Here is a 14,898-nt window from a genome sequence, read left to right on the forward strand (position 1 = left end):
GAGGAGCGGCATGGCGAACCTGGGCGGCACGTTCACCCTCGGCGGCGAAGTCCCCGTGACCCGCATGGGGTACGGCGCCATGCAGCTGGCCGGCCCGGGTGTCTGGGGGCCGCCGCGCGACCACGACACGGCCGTCGCCGTACTGCGCGAAGCCGTCGAAAGCGGTGTCACCCACCTCGACACCAGCGACTACTACGGCCCGCACACCGTGAACGCGCTGATCAAGGAAGCCCTGCATCCGTACCCGGACGCGCTGACGATCGTCACGAAGGTCGGCGCGCGGCGCACTCCCGACAAGGCCTGGCCGCCCGCGCTGTCGGCCGACGACCTGACGCAAGCGGTGCACGACAACCTGCGGAACCTCGGCGTCGACGCGCTCGATGTGGTGAACCTGCGGCTGAGCAACGACACCGGCGACTACCCCGTGCCGATGTCGCTCGCCGAACCCTTCGGCGTGCTCGCCGAGCTGCGGCAGCAGGGGCTCATCCGGCACCTCGGCGTCAGCCACGTCAGCGCCGAGCAGCTCGACGAGGCGAAGGCGATCGCGCCCGTCGTCTGCGTGCAGAACCAGTACAACCTCGCGCACCGCGAAAACGACGCTCTCGTCGACAAGTGCGCCGCCGAGCGCATCGCCTTCGTGCCGTACTTCCCGCTCGGCGGGTTCAGCCCGCTGCAGTCCGGGATCCTCGACGACTGCGCCGCCCGGCTCGAAGCGACGCCGATGCAGGTCGCGCTGGCCTGGCTGCTGCAGCGGTCGCCGTCGATGCTGCTCATCCCGGGCACGTCGTCGCTCGGGCACCTGCGCGAAAACCTCGCCGCGGCTTCGCTCGAACTGCCTGCCGACGTCCTCGCCGACCTCGACCGGATCGGCACCGCCTGATCGCTACGCTGAGCGTCCGATCAGGCACGAGAGCGGAGGACTGCGTGGCGAACTGGGGCGATCTGGTCGCTTACATCAGGCACGAATACCGGGTGGTGCGCGACGACCCCGACGAGATCCGTATCCGGCTGATCTTCGGCGACGAGCCCGACACCGAGCAGCGGGCCCAGATCATGGTGATCGCCCACGAGATCCTCGACCAGCAAGAGGACTGGGTCCAGATCGCGACGCCGTTCGCCCGCCACGACGAGGTCGACCTCCTCGAGGTGCTGACCGAGGTCGGCAACTCGACGGTCGTGGGCGGGCTCGCGGTGATGGGCGACCACCTCGTGCTGCGCCACTCGCTGCCGCTGATCCACCTGGACATCAACGAGTTCATCGATCCCCTCGAGCTCGTGGCGGGCGCGGCCGAGCTGCTGGAGCAGCAGTTCACCGGCCGCGACGACTACTGAGTGGAATGACCGCGAGAGCGGCGGCCACGGTCAGCCCGGCGGCGACGCCGAACGCCGTGGTCGCCGTCCCGTCGGCCAGGTAGAGCCCGCCGAGCAGGGCGACGCCCAGGGTGCCGCCGAGCTGCTGCACGGCGTTGAGCAGCCCGGCGGCCGAGCCCGTCTCGTGCGGCCGGACGCGGTGCAGGGCGGCGGCGAAGAACGGGACCGTGAACGTTCCCATCCCGAGGCCGCACAACGCGAGCGCCGCGGTCATCCCGCCCGCGACGGCGAGGATCCCGATCAGCAGCAAGGCCAACCCGGCGAACATCACGCGCGCGCCGAACTTCGGCACCAGCCAGGACCCGGCGAACCAGGACGACACCGCGAGCCCGGCCGAGAGCGGCAGCAGCGTCAGGCTCGCGGTGCGGACGTCGACGCCGTCGCCGAGCTGTAGCCGCAGGGGGACGAGGAGCATCAGCCCGGTCATCACCGCGAAGTACAGCAGCGACCCGGCGAGCGCGGCTGGGAACCCGCGGTGGGCGAACAGGCTCGGCTCGACCAGTGGCGCGGCCGTGCGGCGCTGCTGGACCCCGAACACGACGAGCAGCGCGGCGCCGGCCGCGAGCAGCGGCCACGACGTCCCGGCCGGGCTGATCAGTGGGTAGACGAGCAGGCCGGCGCCGGCGACGACGAGCACTGTGCCGACGACGTCGAGCTTCGGGCGCGTGGCGGCTTTGTCCTCGCGCAGGAACCGCGCGGCGAGCAGGACCGCGAGGCCGAGCGGGACGTTCACCAGGAACACCGCCCGCCACGACAACGCCTGCGTCAGGAGACCGCCGAGCAGCGGCCCGGTGACCGCGGACAGGCCCATCACCGGGCCGATACTGCCGAGCGCCTTCGCGAGTTCGTCGCCGTCGAAGAGCGCACGGATGAGGCCGATGGTCTGCGGGATGATCAGCGCCGCCGCCGCGCCCTGCACCGCACGGGCGCCGATCAGCAGGCCCGCGTCCGGCGCGGCCGCGCAGGCCAGCGACGCGAGCACGAAGGCCGTCACGCCGATCTTGAATGCTCTGGCCCGGCCGAAGACGTCCCCGAGCCGGCCGCCGGTGATCAGGAGGGCCGCGAACGGCAGGGTGTAGGCCGCGCTGAACCACGGGATGTCGGCCGCCGGCCCGGGCAGGCCGGCGTGGATCACCGGGCCGGCGACCTGGACGATCGTGGCGTCGAGCAGGTTCATCGCCTCGGCGGTGAGCAGCACGGCCAGTGCGGCCCAGCGGTGCCGGTAGCGGGTCGTCGTCGGCAAGAGGTGCCCCCTTTTCGGTCGGCACCGACCTTGGACCGCTCCGGGACCCTGGTTCCACTCATCGCGGCCCTCTGGCTGATTTCTTCCACGCCGTGCGCTTTGATGACGGATATGACCACGCTGGACGACGTCGATCGCGCCCTGATCCACGCGCTGCACCTCGACGGCCGGGCGCCGTTCACGAAGATCGGGGACGTCCTCGGCGTCTCGACGCAGACGGTGGCGCGGCGCTATCGCCGGCTACGCGCCGAAGCGTCGCTTCGCGTCGTCGGTTTGCCGGACCCCCAACGCGCCGGGCAGGCCGAGTGGATGGTCCGGCTGACGGCGACCCCGAACACCGCGCGCGACGTCGCGCTCGCCCTCGCGCGACGCGCCGACACCGCGTGGGTCAAGCTCGTGTCGGGTGGCACCGAGATCTGCGTGAACGTGTCCACGCCGGCGTCGAGCGACCATTCGCTGCTGCTGCGGGACATCCCACGGTCCGCGAGCATCACGGCGGTGTCGGCGCACCAGCTGCTGCACCGCTACTTCGGCGGCCCGACGGCGTGGCTCGGCCGGGCGCGGTTCCTGGACGCCGCACAGGTCGCGGCGCTGACGCCCGCGTTCTCCGGCGAGGGCAAGCCGCTGACCGGCGACGACGACGCGCTGATGGCCGCGTTGCAGCGCGACGGCCGGGCGAGCCTGGCCGAGCTGGCGACGGCGACCGGCTGGTCCGCGGCGACCGTCGCGCGCCGGCTGGCCGACCTGCAGGCCGGCGGCACGGTGTTCTTCGACCTGGAGGTCGACACGACCCCGCTGGGTGCGACGACCCACGCGCTGCTCTGGATGTCGGTCGCCCCGGCGCACCTCGACCAGGTGGGCCAGGAGCTGGCCGGCCACCCGGAGCTGGCGCTCGTCGCGGCGACGACCGGGCCGGCCAACCTGGTCGCGCACGCGCTCTGCCCGGACGCGGCGGCCCTCCACCACTACCTGACTCAACGACTCGGGGCGCTCGACGCCGTCCGGACCCTGGAGACGGCCCCGGTCCTCCGCACGATCAAAGCGGCCGCGTCCCGCTGAAGCCGCGCTTTCACGTGAAAGCTGCGGGTCACCGCGCTTGCGGGATCCTCAGCTTCGCGGCCGGTGAGAGCTGCGCGATGCGCTGCAGCCGGGCCCGGCCCAGCCGGTGGAGCATCTCCCCGAGCTCCTCCGGCGCGATGCTGCTTTCGAGGTCGAGCCGCGTCACCTTGACGACGCGGTCGATCTCCGCGGCGGGGAGCCGCCCCGTGAACTCCCCGGCCAGCCACACCCCGACTTCTTCGACGACGTGGTCCGCCCGGTGGCTGAGTACGGTCATCGCTCTCGCTCTCCTCTTTCGGATCGCCTTCGCCCTGGTCGAGGCCGGAAAATTCCGGTCCGACGCAGGTCCGACGAGCCCACCCGCGGGCCATGACGCCGAAACGCCGAAATTCGGGGCAGAAAAGCTTTCCGTGTCCGGACCGGTGAGTACCGTGACGGCCCGCCGTCACTCACATGGGCTGTTCGCCGCCCCAAGTTGTCGGCCGATCGGGTGGAAAACGGCGGAACGGTGCCGGTACCGCGTCCGCGTCTGGACTCTGGAGATGTCCGGTAGTGCGGGCGTTCCCCGCGGGACGCGGAAACGGAGACGCGATCCATGGCCCGGTACGACCGGACCGACCTCGGGGCGTACAGCCTGGGGTTGCTCGACGCCGCCGACACGGCACGGGTGGAGCGGCACCTTTCGGCGTGCCCGGACTGCCGGCAGGAGGTCCGGGAGTTCGAGGCCGTCCGCTCGATGCTCGACCACCTCGGCCACGCCGAGTCCACTTAGGACGGATCGCGGAAACTGTCGGTGTCCGCCGGTACCGTGCGCGCCGTGACCGACTTCCTGACCACCACCCGCCACACCTACTCGATCGTCGCCGAGAGCTACGACCGGTTCGTGCCACCCATCGACGAAGACGTGCAGGACCGCGCGTTGCTGACGGCGTTCGCCGACCTGGTCCGCGCGGACGGCGACGGCCCGGTCGCCGACCTCGGCTGCGGAACCGGCCGCGTGACGGCGTACCTGACTTCGAAGGGCCTCGACGTCGCCGGGATCGACCTGTCGCCGGAGATGCTCGCCGTCGCCCGCCGCGACCACCCGGAGCTGCGGTTTTCCCAGGGATCGCTGCTCGCGCTGGACCTGCCGGACGGCGGCCTCGCGGGCGCGGTGGCGTGGTACTCGATCATCCACACGCCGCCGGCGCGGCTGCCCGAGGTGTGCGCGGAGCTGTTCCGGGTGCTGCGTCCGGGAGGTCACTTGCAGCTCGGGTTCCACGTCGGCGACCGGCGGCACCACCGCACCGACGGCTACGGGCACGAGGGATTTTCGCTGGACATCTACTGGCTGCCGGTGGAGCGGGTGTGCGAGCTGGTGGTGGACGCCGGGTTCGAGGTCGTGACGCAGGTGCTGCGCGACCCGGCGGCGCGGGTGCCGCAGGGACGGGTGCTGGCGCGGAAACCGGCCGGAAAGTCCGCGGCGTAGCGGTGTCAAGGAGCCGCCGGAACCCACCCTCCAACGGTTCAACTCGGGAGTCGTTCGCGCACTCCCCTTGCCCGGACCACCAGAATCCTTGACTGGACTAGACCAATCTGCTCTAGTGACCGGTGTCACCCTCGTTCCGGCCGGATGAGCACACCCCCTCCGACACCGGGCGCCCCCGCGTCCGGACTCCGTCGTGGCCGAAGGAGTGAGCCAGTCTTGAGAAGACGTCTTGTCGCGGTCCTGTCAGCATTCGCCGCCGCCGCCGCACTCGTGCTCGGCGTGCCCGCCGCCACCGGCCAAGTCCCGCAGGCCGCGGCTGCCGCCTGCAGCGGGCCCAACTGGGTCGCGGGCCAGTGGTACGACGTGGGCGCGGTCGTCAAGTACACCAACGGCAGCTACTACCGCGCCAAGAACGCGAATCCGGGTTACGACCCGATCATCAGCACCTGGTACTGGGAGCCCTACAGCTGTGACGGCGGGGGCGGCGGGACCACCTGCAACGCCCCCAACTGGGTCGCCGGCCAGTGGTACGACGTCGGTGCGATCGTCAAGTACACCAACGGCAGCTACTACCGCGCCAAGAACGCGAATCCGGGTTACGACCCGATCATCAGCACCTGGTACTGGGAGCCCTACTCCTGCGGCGGCGGCACCGACCCGGGCAACCCCGGCTCGTTCGTCGTCAGCGAAGCCCAGTTCAACCAGATCTTCCCGGGCCGCAACAGCTTCTACACCTACAGCGGCCTGACCGCTGCCCTGTCAGCCTACCCCGGCTTCGCCACCACCGGCAGCGACACGGTCAAGAAGCAGGAAGCGGCGGCGTTCCTCGCGAACGTCAACCACGAAACCGGCGGGCTGGTCTACATCGTCGAGCAGAACACGGCCAACTACCCGCACTACTGCGACTACGGCCAGCCCTACGGCTGCCCGGCCGGCCAAGCCGCGTACTACGGCCGCGGCCCGATCCAGCTCAGCTGGAACTTCAACTACAAGGCCGCGGGTGACGCCCTCGGCATCGACCTGCTCGGCAACCCCTGGCAGGTCGAGCAGAACGCGGCCGTCGCGTGGAAGACCGGCCTCTGGTACTGGAACACCCAGACCGGCCCCGGCACGATGACCCCGCACAACGCGATCGTCAACGGCCGCGGGTTCGGCGAGACCATCCGCAGCATCAACGGCTCGATCGAGTGCAACGGCGGCAACCCCGCCCAGGTCGAGAGCCGGGTCTCGAAGTACCGCCAGATCAGCTCCGTCCTCGGCGTCGACCCCGGCGCCAACCTCTACTGCTGACCTGACGCGAGCGGCTCATCCGTCGACCGGGTGAGCCGCTCGCGGAGCAGGCCGCCCACCTCCTCGAGGTGGTCGTTCAGGTAGAAGTGACCGCCCGGGAACGACTTCAGCTCGAAGAACCCGGACGTGTGCGCCGCCCACTGCCGCGCTTCCGCCTCCGTGACCCTCGGGTCGCTGTCGCCGAACAGCGCGAAGACCGGGCAGCCGACGTCGGGCCCCGGCCGGTAGTGGTAGCTCTGCGCGGCCTTGTAGTCGTTGCGCAGCACCGGCAGCACCAAGCGGAGGAGCTCGGGGTGCGCCAGCACCCGGGGATCGGTCCCGCCGATCCGCCGGACGTCGGCGAGCAGCTCGTCGTCACTCCGCTCGGGGACCGGCCCTTCACGGAACTCCGACGGTGCGCGGCGCCCGGACACGAACAGGCCGAGCAGTCCGGGTCCGAGCCGTCGCGCGACCTCGAAGGCCAGGCTGGCGCCCATGCTGTGCCCGAAGAACGCCGTCGGCCCGGCGACCTCGGCGGCGAGCACGTCCGCCAGCCGGTCGGCGAGCACGAACAGGTCGTCCACCATCGGTTCGGCGTGGCGGTCCTGCCGGCCCGGGTACTGCACGGCCAGCACGTCGACCGCGGGGGCCAGCGTGGCCGAGAGCGGGTGGTAGTAGCTCGCCGCCCCGCCGGCGTGCGGGAAGCACACGAGCCGCGGCGCGCCGGGCGCGGCCGGGTGGAAGCGCCGGAGCCACGGGGTTCGAGAATCCGTCATGCCGACGAATCTCCCAGGCCGGCCCGGACCGGCTCGACGCCTATCGTGCGGAAGCCTGCGGGCCCCGGCGTCCACCTCAGGGGATCACTCGGCCCGCCACAGCGCCGGGACGGCCGGGGGTTCCCAGCCCGGCTGGGCGGTGTGGCCCTGCAGGCAGACGTATCCCCGGCCGCCGTAGGCGACCCGGGCGCCCGCCGCGTAGCCGGTGCCCGCCGTCCAGGTGGTGCCCCCGGGCGAGGTGGAGGTCGGCGGGGTCGACGTCGGGTTCTGCGGGACGTTCAGCACGAAGTCGAACGCGGCTTCCTTCGCGGAGCCGTTGTCCCGCACGGTCATCAGCAGCCGCGCGTCGAAGATCGTGTCGGTGTTGTTGCGCGGCTCGTCCGGGAAGTAGAGCTGGGTGGTCAGGCTCGGCCGGCCGGGCGCCTGGACCTTGACGTGGATGTGCCGGGTGCGGCCGGGGTAGAGGCCGGGCACGATCGTCGAGAGCCGGAACGCGCCCTGGGCGTCGGTGTACTGGTGGCCGCGGAAGGTGTAGCCGGTGTTGTCGTACGCGCCGTTGACGTCCGCCTGCCAGAAGTCCAGCAGCGCGCGGTTCACCGGCAGGCAGGCGAGCCCGAAGACGTGACCGGACACCGTCAGGCGCGTGCCCTGCGTGCCGGGCGTGACGAGGTCGGTCCGTTCCGGCGAGTTCGGCTTGAAGTAGGGGCCTTCGGTCTGGGCCGGCGTCGGATCGTCGTCGTCGTGGCACGACGGTGTCAGCTCCGGGACGGCGGTCGTGCGGGCGAGCGCCGGCCCGCCGATCAGGGCGACCGGCGCGGCGACGCCCGCGGCCAGTGCGGCGCGCAGCACCGTCTTGCGGCTGAGCTTGCTGTCTTCGTCCATGCCTGCTCCTCGTGGGGGCGTCGGGAATCCCCTCGAACGTAGGCAGCGCACCGGGCCGGCGACGATGGACTGGCCCGGTCAGTTGTGGTGCTTCTCCCCGCCGCGGCGGAAGTCACCGGGGCTCAGCCCGGTTTCCCGGCGGAAGAACCGGCAGAAGTAGGCCGGGTCGGCGAACCCGACGCGGGTCGCGACCTGGCGCACGGTGAGGTCCGTCCGGAGCAGGAACCGCTGGGCCTCCCGGGTCCGCGCCTCGCGCAGCAGCTGCGCGGCGGTGCGGCCGGTCGCGGCCTTCACGGCCTCGGTGAGGTGCCCCGGCGTCACCCCGATGCGTTCGGCGTGCGCGGACACCGACCACAGCCCGAGGTCGGGGCGGCCGGCAAGCCGGGCGAACTCCGCCGCCACCGCTCCGGCGGGCGCGGGCGGCGGCGTGCCCAGCAGCCTCCCGGCGCGCACGACCAGGACGTGCACCAGCGCCCGCAGCACCGACTCTTCCCCGCGGCGGTGCTCCTCCACGAGATCCGCGATCAGCCGCGTGACGGCCGCGTCGGCGCGCGCGTCCAGCTCCAGCCACGGCTGTTCGCTGAGCCGCCGCAGCAGCTCGCGATCGGCCGGGTGGTCGAGGAGGAAGTCGTCGGTGAACAAGACGACGTGGCCGGTCAGGCCGCGCACGCCGGCCCACTGGTGCACCTGCCCCGGCGTGATGACGCCGAAGTGCGGCGGACGCAGCGGCCGGCGCGTCAAATCCACGACGTGCGCGCCGGTGCCGCCGGTGACGTGGACGAGCTCGTGGAAGGTGTGCCGGTGGGGGAACTCCGCGCGCGAGAGCGGCCCGACCTCGTCGAACGTGCCGACCGCGAACGGCGGCGCGGGCGGGGCCGGCACCTCCAGCCGGTGCATCGGCAGCTCCCCCGCCCGCGGTGGCGGGCAGGGCGTCCCGGGCGGAACGGTCGTACCGCGCATGACGTCGTCCCTTCGCCGTCCGGGCGAAAAGTCTAGACCAATGAAGGTACAGTTCGTCGCTTTTGCCCCGATGATCGCAATCCGATGGTCGGGTCTCCGGACGCACGAAAACGGGGCCGGTCCACTGTGGACCGGCCCCGTTCTCAGTACTGACTAGTGCTTACGCGCGGCTACGACGCCGGTTCACCAGCAGCATCAGCGCGCCGCCGCCGAGCAGCAGGCCGCCGACGGTGAACGGAACCGCGGCGTCGACACCGGTGTTGGCGAGCTCGCCGCCACCGCCGGTCGAGCCGGCCGGGGTGCTCGGCGCGGTGGTCGGGGCACCGGCCTCGGTCCAGCTGGCGGCCGCGTTCGCGGTCACCTCGGTCTTCTCCGAGTCGGCGACGATCAGCGACTGCGCCGGCTTCTTCGCGTAGTTCTCGGAGACGAACAGGCGGCCGGTGTCCAGCTCGCCGGTGGCCTTGAGGGTGAAGGCGCCCTTGCCCGGCGTGGTGCCCGCCGGGACGTCGACGTACAGCTTGCTGCCGTCCTTGACGTCGGTGCCCTTCAGCTCCTTGCCGTCGGCGTCGGTGATCTTGACGCCCGCGGGCAGCTGGCTGGTCAGCGAGGTGATGTCCCCGCTGGTGGCGACGCTGTACGGGCCGATCTTGCCACCGGCCGTGCCCTCGGTCTTGTCCGCGGCGATGTTCAGCGTCGGCTTCGGCTGCTCGCCGATACCCTTGTTCTGGTCACCGGTGAAGTAGGCGTAGAGCGCGGCGACGTCGGCGTTGGCGTCGGCCGAGTTCTCCTCGGCCAGCGGCTTGGTGGCGTCCAGGTTCACGCCGTCGCTGAAGTGCCACACGGCGGCCTGCGTCGCGGCGATGGCCTCGCGCTCGGAGACGCCGTCGTGGACCTCGACGCCGGCCTTCTTCAGCGCCTTGCCCAGCGCGTCGAGGCCGGTGCCCGGATAGCCGTTGTGCAGCACCCAGTTGATCTTGGTGTTGTTCTTCTCGAACGGCGAGTTCGCGGCCGGGTACTTGCTCCACGGACGCTCGACCATGTCGACGTCGGTGCGCAGGCCGACGGTGATCTGCACGCAGTAGAGCTTCAGCGTGCTGCCGTTGGACAGCTTCATCTCGAACAGTTCGGCGATGTAGTCGCCGCCCTTGCCGAGGTTGAGCCGGTAGCCGACGGTGGCCTTGGCGTTGCCGTGGTCGTCCGCGACGACGCGGCCGCGGGCGGCACCGTCGTCGGCGAGGGCGGCCGGCGAACCGATCATGACGGCGGCGGCCGCGGCGAGAGCCGCGATCCCGCCACGCACGAGAGTGGACCTGACCTGCATAAATCTCCTATCCGAGCCCGAACCGCGACGGCAGGGCCGCGTGCCCCGATCGGCGGCCACTGATTCGGGTGAGCGATCACCCGGTCAAGCGAAACCGGAGCTTACACGGACCCAACAAGCGCTACGCGCGGTGTCCCCATTAACTCGAAAGGGCCGAGAAACCGCATAAAACGGTCGCCGTAAATCGGACAGGTCACAATTCCGTCACCGCGGCCGGGCGTCCACCTGGCCGCAACCCCGACGCCATCTTCCCGATGACGGCGGCGTACTCCGCCTTGAGCCGGGGCTTGTCCACATCGGACGCCTCGGCCAGCGCCATCCCGGCCGTGCCGAGCATGCCGAACACCAGCCGCGTCGTGGTTTCCAATGGCTGGTCGTCGATGTCGCCGCCCTCCACCAGGGCCTTGATCAGCTGCTCGACGAGCCCGTAGGCGTACTGCTCCTCGGCCGCCTGCCAGCGCAGCCAGCCGAGGGCGAGCGGCGCCTCCTGCCAGACGAGCTTGCCGTACACCGGGTCGCAGCAGCGGTCGAGGAACACGTCGAGGGCCGCGAACGCCGCGTGCCAGGGGTCCGCCGCCTGCGCCGCCGCGGCCGCCGACAGCTCCATCGCCTCGGTCTCGAGCTGCTCGAAAACCGCCTCGAACAACGCCGTCTTGTTCGCGAAGTGGTGGTAGATCGCGCCGCGCGTGGCCTGGATGTCGCCGGCGATGTCCTCCAGGGCCGTGCCGGTGAAGCCGTGCTCGGCGAACCGGCGGGTGGCCGCCGCCAGCAGGGCGGCCCGGGTGGCCTCGGAGTACTGCTCCCGCCGGCTCTTGACGGTCGACATGCGCAAAGCATAGGACATACACTGTGCATGTCACCGACACAGTGCATGTGGGGGTAGTCATGACCGACGTCGACGATCTGCTGTTCAACCCGTTCGCGCCCGGCTTCTTCGAAAACCCGTACGAGCAGTACAAGAAGCTGCGCGACGAGGACCCGGTGCAGGAGCACCCGCTGGGGTTCTGGTTCGTCTCGCGCTACGACGACGTCTCGGCGCTGCTGAAGGCCGGGCTCTCGGTGGAGGTCGGGAACCTGGCGCCCGGGCCGCTGCTCGACCAGGCCGCCGCGCTCACCCCGGACGCCGATCCGGGAGCGCTCAACCTCTCGATGCTCGACCGCGACCCGCCCGACCACACGCGGCTGCGCTCGCTGGTGACGAAGGTGTTCACCCGCCGCGCGATCGCCGCGCTGGAGCCGAAGATCGTGGGTCTCGTGGACTCCGCGCTGGACCGCATGGCCGAGAAGGGCGACACGGACCTGGTCGAGGAGCTGGCGTTCCCGCTCCCGTTCGCGGTGATCTCCGAGATGCTGGGCATGCCGCCGACGGACCATTCCCGCATCCGCGAGCTGAGCGGGACCCTGGTGCGCTCACTGGAGATCGTCGCCGACGAGGAAACGGCCCGCGCGATCATGGCGGCGGACGCCGAGCTGAGCGCGATCACCCGCGAAGTGATCGCGTGGAAGCGCGAAAACCCGGCAGACGACCTGCTGACGGCGTTGATCCAGGCCGAGCACGACGGCCAGGTCCTCGACGGCGACGAGCTGGTGGCCCAGGTGGTGCTGCTGTACGTGGCCGGCCACGAGACGACGGTCAACCTGATAGCGAACGGCATCAACGCGTTGCTGCGCAATCCGTCGCAGCTGGCGTTGCTGCGAGACCAGCCGGATCTCGCGGCGAACGCGGTGGAGGAGTTCCTGCGCTACGACTCCCCGGTCCAGCAGACCCGCCGGATCACGACGTCCCCGTACGAGGTGGCGGGTCGCGAGATCCCGGCCGGCACGTTCGTGCTGGCGTGCTTGGGTTCGGCCAACCGCGACGAGAGGTTCTTCGGCCCGGACGCTTCGGAGTTGCGACTGGACCGGCCGAACGCCCGCCACCAGGTGTCGTTCGGGGCGGGTCCGCACCACTGTCTCGGAGCGGCGCTGGCTCGACTGGAGGGCCAGGTCGCGGTGAGCCGGCTGGTGCAGCGGTTCCCGGGGTTGGGGTTCGCGGGCGAGCTGGAGTGGAACGGGCGGATCAACCTGCGCGGCCCGTCGAAGTTCCCGGTGACGGTGCGCGGCTGAGGTCACCCGCGAATCCATCCTTGCGGCCCTCGATGAGCACGACCGGCTCGGACCCGAGGACTTCTTGGACGACCACGGGTTCGGGCCGGCGCGCGCGTACCTGCTGATCCATGAAGGCCGGGGTACGACTCGAAAGCAATCGTCGGCGTCGCGCACGGATACCTGGACGGCAAGAAGCCTCTCGCGGCCGCCGATTTCTCGGGCGGCCGGAAACCGTCGTCAAGGTGCTCCAGCGCTTGGGGTTCGAGGTTCGCGCCTCGTCCGAGCCAAGGACCCTCTCGCAACCGAGCTTTGCCGGCTCCTGCAGGCGCTTCCGCTGCACCCGCCGGAAACCAGGGACCTGGCGCCGCTGCGACACCACCTTCACCGTCCCCGGCCGAAGCCACCCTGGTGCACTGTCCCGTCTGCGGCGGGCAATATCCCGGTCCCACGGCCTACGGCGAAAAGCAATCAAGAAAAAGACTGCGCAGGAGGGGATTGTGGCAGCGCATCAGGCAAGGGTGGCTCTCACAGTACCTGTCTCACCAGGATCTCCCAGACGTCCAGGACGCCTGTCAACCTGTTCGAGTCAGCAAATGCTTTCTCGATAAAGGGACGAAAACCCATGGCGGACAACCAGTTCACCACTCACGCAGACCTTTTCGATTTGAGTGGGAAGTACGCACTTGTCACTGGCGGCACCAAGGGCATTGGGATGATGATCGCGCGTGGCCTTCTGCAGGCGGGCGCCCGCGTCATTGTCAGCTCACGCAAGGCGGATACGTGCGCGGAGGCACAGCATCTACTGTCCGAATTCGGCGACGTTCAAGCATTCCCCGCCGACCTGTCCAGGCACGACGAGTGTCTGCGTCTCGCTGATCTTGTCAAGGCCGACTCGGAACGCCTGGACATCCTCGTCAACAACGCGGGAGCGATGTGGCGCGAGCCGCTGGAGACGTTCCCGGACGAGGCCTGGGACACAGTGATCGACCTCAACCTCAAGGCGCCGTTCTGGCTGGTGCAGGCGCTGCTCCCCGCACTTCGCAGGGCGGGCACCGCCGATGATCCCGCGCGGATCATCAACATCGGCAGTATCGCCGCCATCCACGTCGCCGAGTCGCCTAACTACTCGTACGCCGGCAGCAAAGCGGGACTCCACCAACTCACCCGGGTGCTGGCCAGGGAACTGGGCCCCCAGCACGTCACGGTGAACGCGGTAGCCCCCGGACCGTTCCCGTCGCAGATGATGGCGTCCACGCTCGATGCCATCGGCGACACGATCGCGGCGAAGGCCCCTCTGCGCCGGCTCGGCCGCGACGACGACATGGCAGGCATCGCCGTGTTCCTCGCCGGCCGGGCCGGGGCTTACCTCACGGGCACCATCATCCCGGTCGACGGCGGCATCGCCACGACCGCATCGGGTACCTAGCCGTCGGGGGTACCAGCAGGACCTCCCTTCGCCTGCGGACAGGGCCTACGGTGACGAGGTGGCCACGATCGATCTGCGCACCGAGATCAAGGAATTCCTGAGCTCCCGTCGCGCGCGGATCACGCCCGAGCGGGCCGGACTGCCCGCCTACGGCGGCAACCGCCGGGTCAAAGGTCTGCGTCGCGAAGAGGTAGCTCTACTGGCAGGGGTATCGGTCGACTACTACGTGCGTATGGAGCGCGGCAGCCTCGCCGGCGCCTCCGACGGGGTGCTCGACGCGTTGGCCTCTGCCTTGCAACTCGACGAGGCCGAGCGCGATCACCTGTTCCACCTTGCGCGGCAGTCCAGGGCGCCCAGCGGTCCACGCCGCCGGCGGCCCGCCGTGACGGTGCGTCCGGCGCTTCAGCAGGTGCTCGACGCCATCACCGATGCGCCGGCTTGGACCTGCAACGGCCGTTATGACGTCCTGGCCATGAATCAACTTGCCCGCGCGCTGTATTCACCGATGCTGGCCGACCCGCGACGGCCGGCGAACACCGCGCGGTTCGTGTATCTGGATCCCGAAGCGGCGAAAACGTTCTTCGTCGACTATGACCGAATCGCCTGTGATGTGGCCGCGAAGCTGCGCATGGAAGCCGGCCGCAATCCGCACGACGAGGAGCTGATCGCTTTAGTCGGTGAACTGTCGACACGCAGTGAACTATTTCGGCAGCGGTGGGCATCTCAGGACGTTCGGCTCCACCGGTCCGGACGCAAGCGTGTGCACCATCCGGTAGTGGGCCGGCTCGACCTGGACGTCGAGTCGATGGAGCTGCCTGCCGAACCCGGCCTGCTCCTGAACGTCTACACCGCACCCGCCGGCACGGCGGCCGCGGACGGTCTGGCCCTATTGGCGTCGTGGGTGGCCGGCCAGGAGAGGCCGGCGACCGAGATTCAAGCAACTAGTGCCGCATCAAGCAACGTTAGGTAGGTAATCCGGTCGGCGGATCTTGGAGTTGACGGCGAAGTGACGCCTCGGGTGGCAGTGGCGGTTGC

At 70.3% G+C, this 14,898-nt stretch carries 16 protein-coding genes; 9 read left to right on the forward strand and 7 right to left on the reverse strand.

Features of this window, described 5'->3' with window-relative positions:
* Positions 1 to 10 precede the first annotated feature (10 nt).
* Both AB0M59_RS46820 and AB0M59_RS46825 read left to right on the forward strand, forming a co-directional pair.
* Positions 11 to 880, forward strand: coding sequence for an oxidoreductase (locus tag AB0M59_RS46820; RefSeq protein ID WP_364628626.1), 870 nt, complete (start codon positions 11 to 13; stop codon positions 878 to 880).
* 44 nt (positions 881 to 924) lie between these two features.
* Positions 925 to 1,332 (forward strand): hypothetical protein, encoded by a 408-nt coding sequence (locus AB0M59_RS46825; RefSeq protein ID WP_364628629.1) that lies wholly within the window; start codon positions 925 to 927, stop codon positions 1,330 to 1,332.
* Here AB0M59_RS46825 and AB0M59_RS46830 read toward each other — a convergent pair.
* Positions 1,310 to 2,614, reverse strand: a complete 1,305-nt coding sequence (locus AB0M59_RS46830) for an MFS transporter (RefSeq protein ID WP_364628632.1) — start codon at positions 2,612 to 2,614, stop codon at positions 1,310 to 1,312. The two genes, AB0M59_RS46825 and AB0M59_RS46830, sit on opposite strands and share 23 nt — an antisense overlap.
* Positions 2,615 to 2,725: 111 nt before the next feature.
* Between AB0M59_RS46830 and AB0M59_RS46835 the strand changes: the two genes are divergently transcribed.
* Positions 2,726 to 3,673: an AsnC family transcriptional regulator gene (locus AB0M59_RS46835; RefSeq protein ID WP_364628635.1), complete on the forward strand. Its 948-nt coding sequence runs from the start codon at positions 2,726 to 2,728 to the stop codon at positions 3,671 to 3,673.
* A 28-nt stretch (positions 3,674 to 3,701) separates the two neighbouring features.
* Here the strand turns inward: AB0M59_RS46835 and AB0M59_RS46840 are convergent, their stop codons facing one another.
* Positions 3,702 to 3,950, reverse strand: a complete 249-nt coding sequence (locus tag AB0M59_RS46840) for a hypothetical protein (protein ID WP_364628638.1) — start codon at positions 3,948 to 3,950, stop codon at positions 3,702 to 3,704.
* 318 nt (positions 3,951 to 4,268) lie between these two features.
* On the opposite strand from AB0M59_RS46840, the gene AB0M59_RS46845 reads away from it, so the two are divergent.
* From AB0M59_RS46845 to AB0M59_RS46855, 3 genes are all read left to right on the forward strand, one after another.
* A complete protein-coding gene (locus AB0M59_RS46845) occupies positions 4,269 to 4,445 on the forward strand; it encodes a zf-HC2 domain-containing protein (RefSeq protein WP_364628641.1) in 177 nt (58 codons plus the stop codon).
* Between the two features lie 45 nt (positions 4,446 to 4,490).
* Positions 4,491 to 5,141, forward strand: a complete 651-nt coding sequence (locus AB0M59_RS46850; RefSeq protein ID WP_364628643.1) for a methyltransferase domain-containing protein — start codon at positions 4,491 to 4,493, stop codon at positions 5,139 to 5,141.
* 270 nt (positions 5,142 to 5,411) lie between these two features.
* Positions 5,412 to 6,431 carry a chitinase gene (locus AB0M59_RS46855; RefSeq protein ID WP_364628670.1) on the forward strand — a complete coding sequence of 340 codons (1,020 nt, stop codon included), beginning with the start codon at positions 5,412 to 5,414 and terminating at the stop codon, positions 6,429 to 6,431.
* Here AB0M59_RS46855 and AB0M59_RS46860 read toward each other — a convergent pair.
* From AB0M59_RS46860 to AB0M59_RS46880, 5 genes are all read right to left on the reverse strand, one after another.
* On the reverse strand, positions 6,422 to 7,186 hold the full coding sequence (locus AB0M59_RS46860; RefSeq protein ID WP_364628646.1) for an alpha/beta fold hydrolase: 765 nt from the start codon (positions 7,184 to 7,186) through the stop codon (positions 6,422 to 6,424). The genes AB0M59_RS46855 and AB0M59_RS46860 overlap by 10 nt on opposite strands.
* Before the next feature lie 84 nt (positions 7,187 to 7,270).
* Positions 7,271 to 8,068, reverse strand: a complete 798-nt coding sequence (locus AB0M59_RS46865) for a carbohydrate-binding protein (RefSeq protein WP_364628649.1) — start codon at positions 8,066 to 8,068, stop codon at positions 7,271 to 7,273.
* Between the two features lie 78 nt (positions 8,069 to 8,146).
* Entirely contained in the window at positions 8,147 to 9,028 is an 882-nt protein-coding gene (locus tag AB0M59_RS46870) for an AraC family transcriptional regulator (RefSeq protein ID WP_364628652.1), read from the reverse strand.
* 160 nt (positions 9,029 to 9,188) lie between these two features.
* Positions 9,189 to 10,349 carry a thioester domain-containing protein gene (locus tag AB0M59_RS46875; RefSeq protein WP_364628655.1) on the reverse strand — a complete coding sequence of 387 codons (1,161 nt, stop codon included), beginning with the start codon at positions 10,347 to 10,349 and terminating at the stop codon, positions 9,189 to 9,191.
* Positions 10,350 to 10,542: 193 nt separating this feature from the next.
* Complete coding sequence (locus AB0M59_RS46880; RefSeq protein WP_364628657.1) at positions 10,543 to 11,175, reverse strand: TetR family transcriptional regulator; 633 nt, start codon at positions 11,173 to 11,175, stop codon at positions 10,543 to 10,545.
* Between the two features lie 59 nt (positions 11,176 to 11,234).
* Between AB0M59_RS46880 and AB0M59_RS46885 the strand changes: the two genes are divergently transcribed.
* From AB0M59_RS46885 to AB0M59_RS46895, 3 genes are all read left to right on the forward strand, one after another.
* Positions 11,235 to 12,455: a cytochrome P450 gene (locus AB0M59_RS46885; protein WP_364628660.1), complete on the forward strand. Its 1,221-nt coding sequence runs from the start codon at positions 11,235 to 11,237 to the stop codon at positions 12,453 to 12,455.
* Between the two features lie 604 nt (positions 12,456 to 13,059).
* Positions 13,060 to 13,863 carry an SDR family oxidoreductase gene (locus AB0M59_RS46890; RefSeq protein ID WP_364628662.1) on the forward strand — a complete coding sequence of 268 codons (804 nt, stop codon included), beginning with the start codon at positions 13,060 to 13,062 and terminating at the stop codon, positions 13,861 to 13,863.
* A gap of 58 nt (positions 13,864 to 13,921) precedes the next feature.
* Positions 13,922 to 14,833, forward strand: coding sequence for a helix-turn-helix transcriptional regulator (locus AB0M59_RS46895; RefSeq protein WP_364628665.1), 912 nt, complete (start codon positions 13,922 to 13,924; stop codon positions 14,831 to 14,833).
* The last annotated feature ends 65 nt before the right edge of the window (positions 14,834 to 14,898 follow it).

The sequence above is a fragment of the Amycolatopsis sp. NPDC051371 genome, from assembly GCF_040682155.1.
Classification (GTDB): Bacteria; Actinomycetota; Actinomycetes; order Mycobacteriales; family Pseudonocardiaceae; genus Amycolatopsis.

Bases quoted from the DNA above. Each gene is read 5' to 3' on its own strand.
- AB0M59_RS46820 (WP_364628626.1), top strand. From the start codon at position 11: ATGGCGAACCTGGGCGGCACGTTCACCCTCGGCGGCGAAGTCCCCGTG.
- AB0M59_RS46835 (WP_364628635.1), top strand. From the start codon at position 2,726: ATGACCACGCTGGACGACGTCGATCGCGCCCTGATCCACGCGCTGCAC.
- AB0M59_RS46840 (WP_364628638.1), bottom strand. From the start codon at position 3,950: ATGACCGTACTCAGCCACCGGGCGGACCACGTCGTCGAAGAAGTCGGG.
- AB0M59_RS46845 (WP_364628641.1), top strand. From the start codon at position 4,269: ATGGCCCGGTACGACCGGACCGACCTCGGGGCGTACAGCCTGGGGTTG.
- AB0M59_RS46860 (WP_364628646.1), bottom strand. From the start codon at position 7,186: ATGACGGATTCTCGAACCCCGTGGCTCCGGCGCTTCCACCCGGCCGCG.
- AB0M59_RS46865 (WP_364628649.1), bottom strand. From the start codon at position 8,068: ATGGACGAAGACAGCAAGCTCAGCCGCAAGACGGTGCTGCGCGCCGCA.
- AB0M59_RS46870 (WP_364628652.1), bottom strand. From the start codon at position 9,028: ATGCGCGGTACGACCGTTCCGCCCGGGACGCCCTGCCCGCCACCGCGG.
- AB0M59_RS46875 (WP_364628655.1), bottom strand. From the start codon at position 10,349: ATGCAGGTCAGGTCCACTCTCGTGCGTGGCGGGATCGCGGCTCTCGCC.
- AB0M59_RS46880 (WP_364628657.1), bottom strand. From the start codon at position 11,175: ATGTCGACCGTCAAGAGCCGGCGGGAGCAGTACTCCGAGGCCACCCGG.
- AB0M59_RS46885 (WP_364628660.1), top strand. From the start codon at position 11,235: ATGACCGACGTCGACGATCTGCTGTTCAACCCGTTCGCGCCCGGCTTC.
- AB0M59_RS46890 (WP_364628662.1), top strand. From the start codon at position 13,060: ATGGCGGACAACCAGTTCACCACTCACGCAGACCTTTTCGATTTGAGT.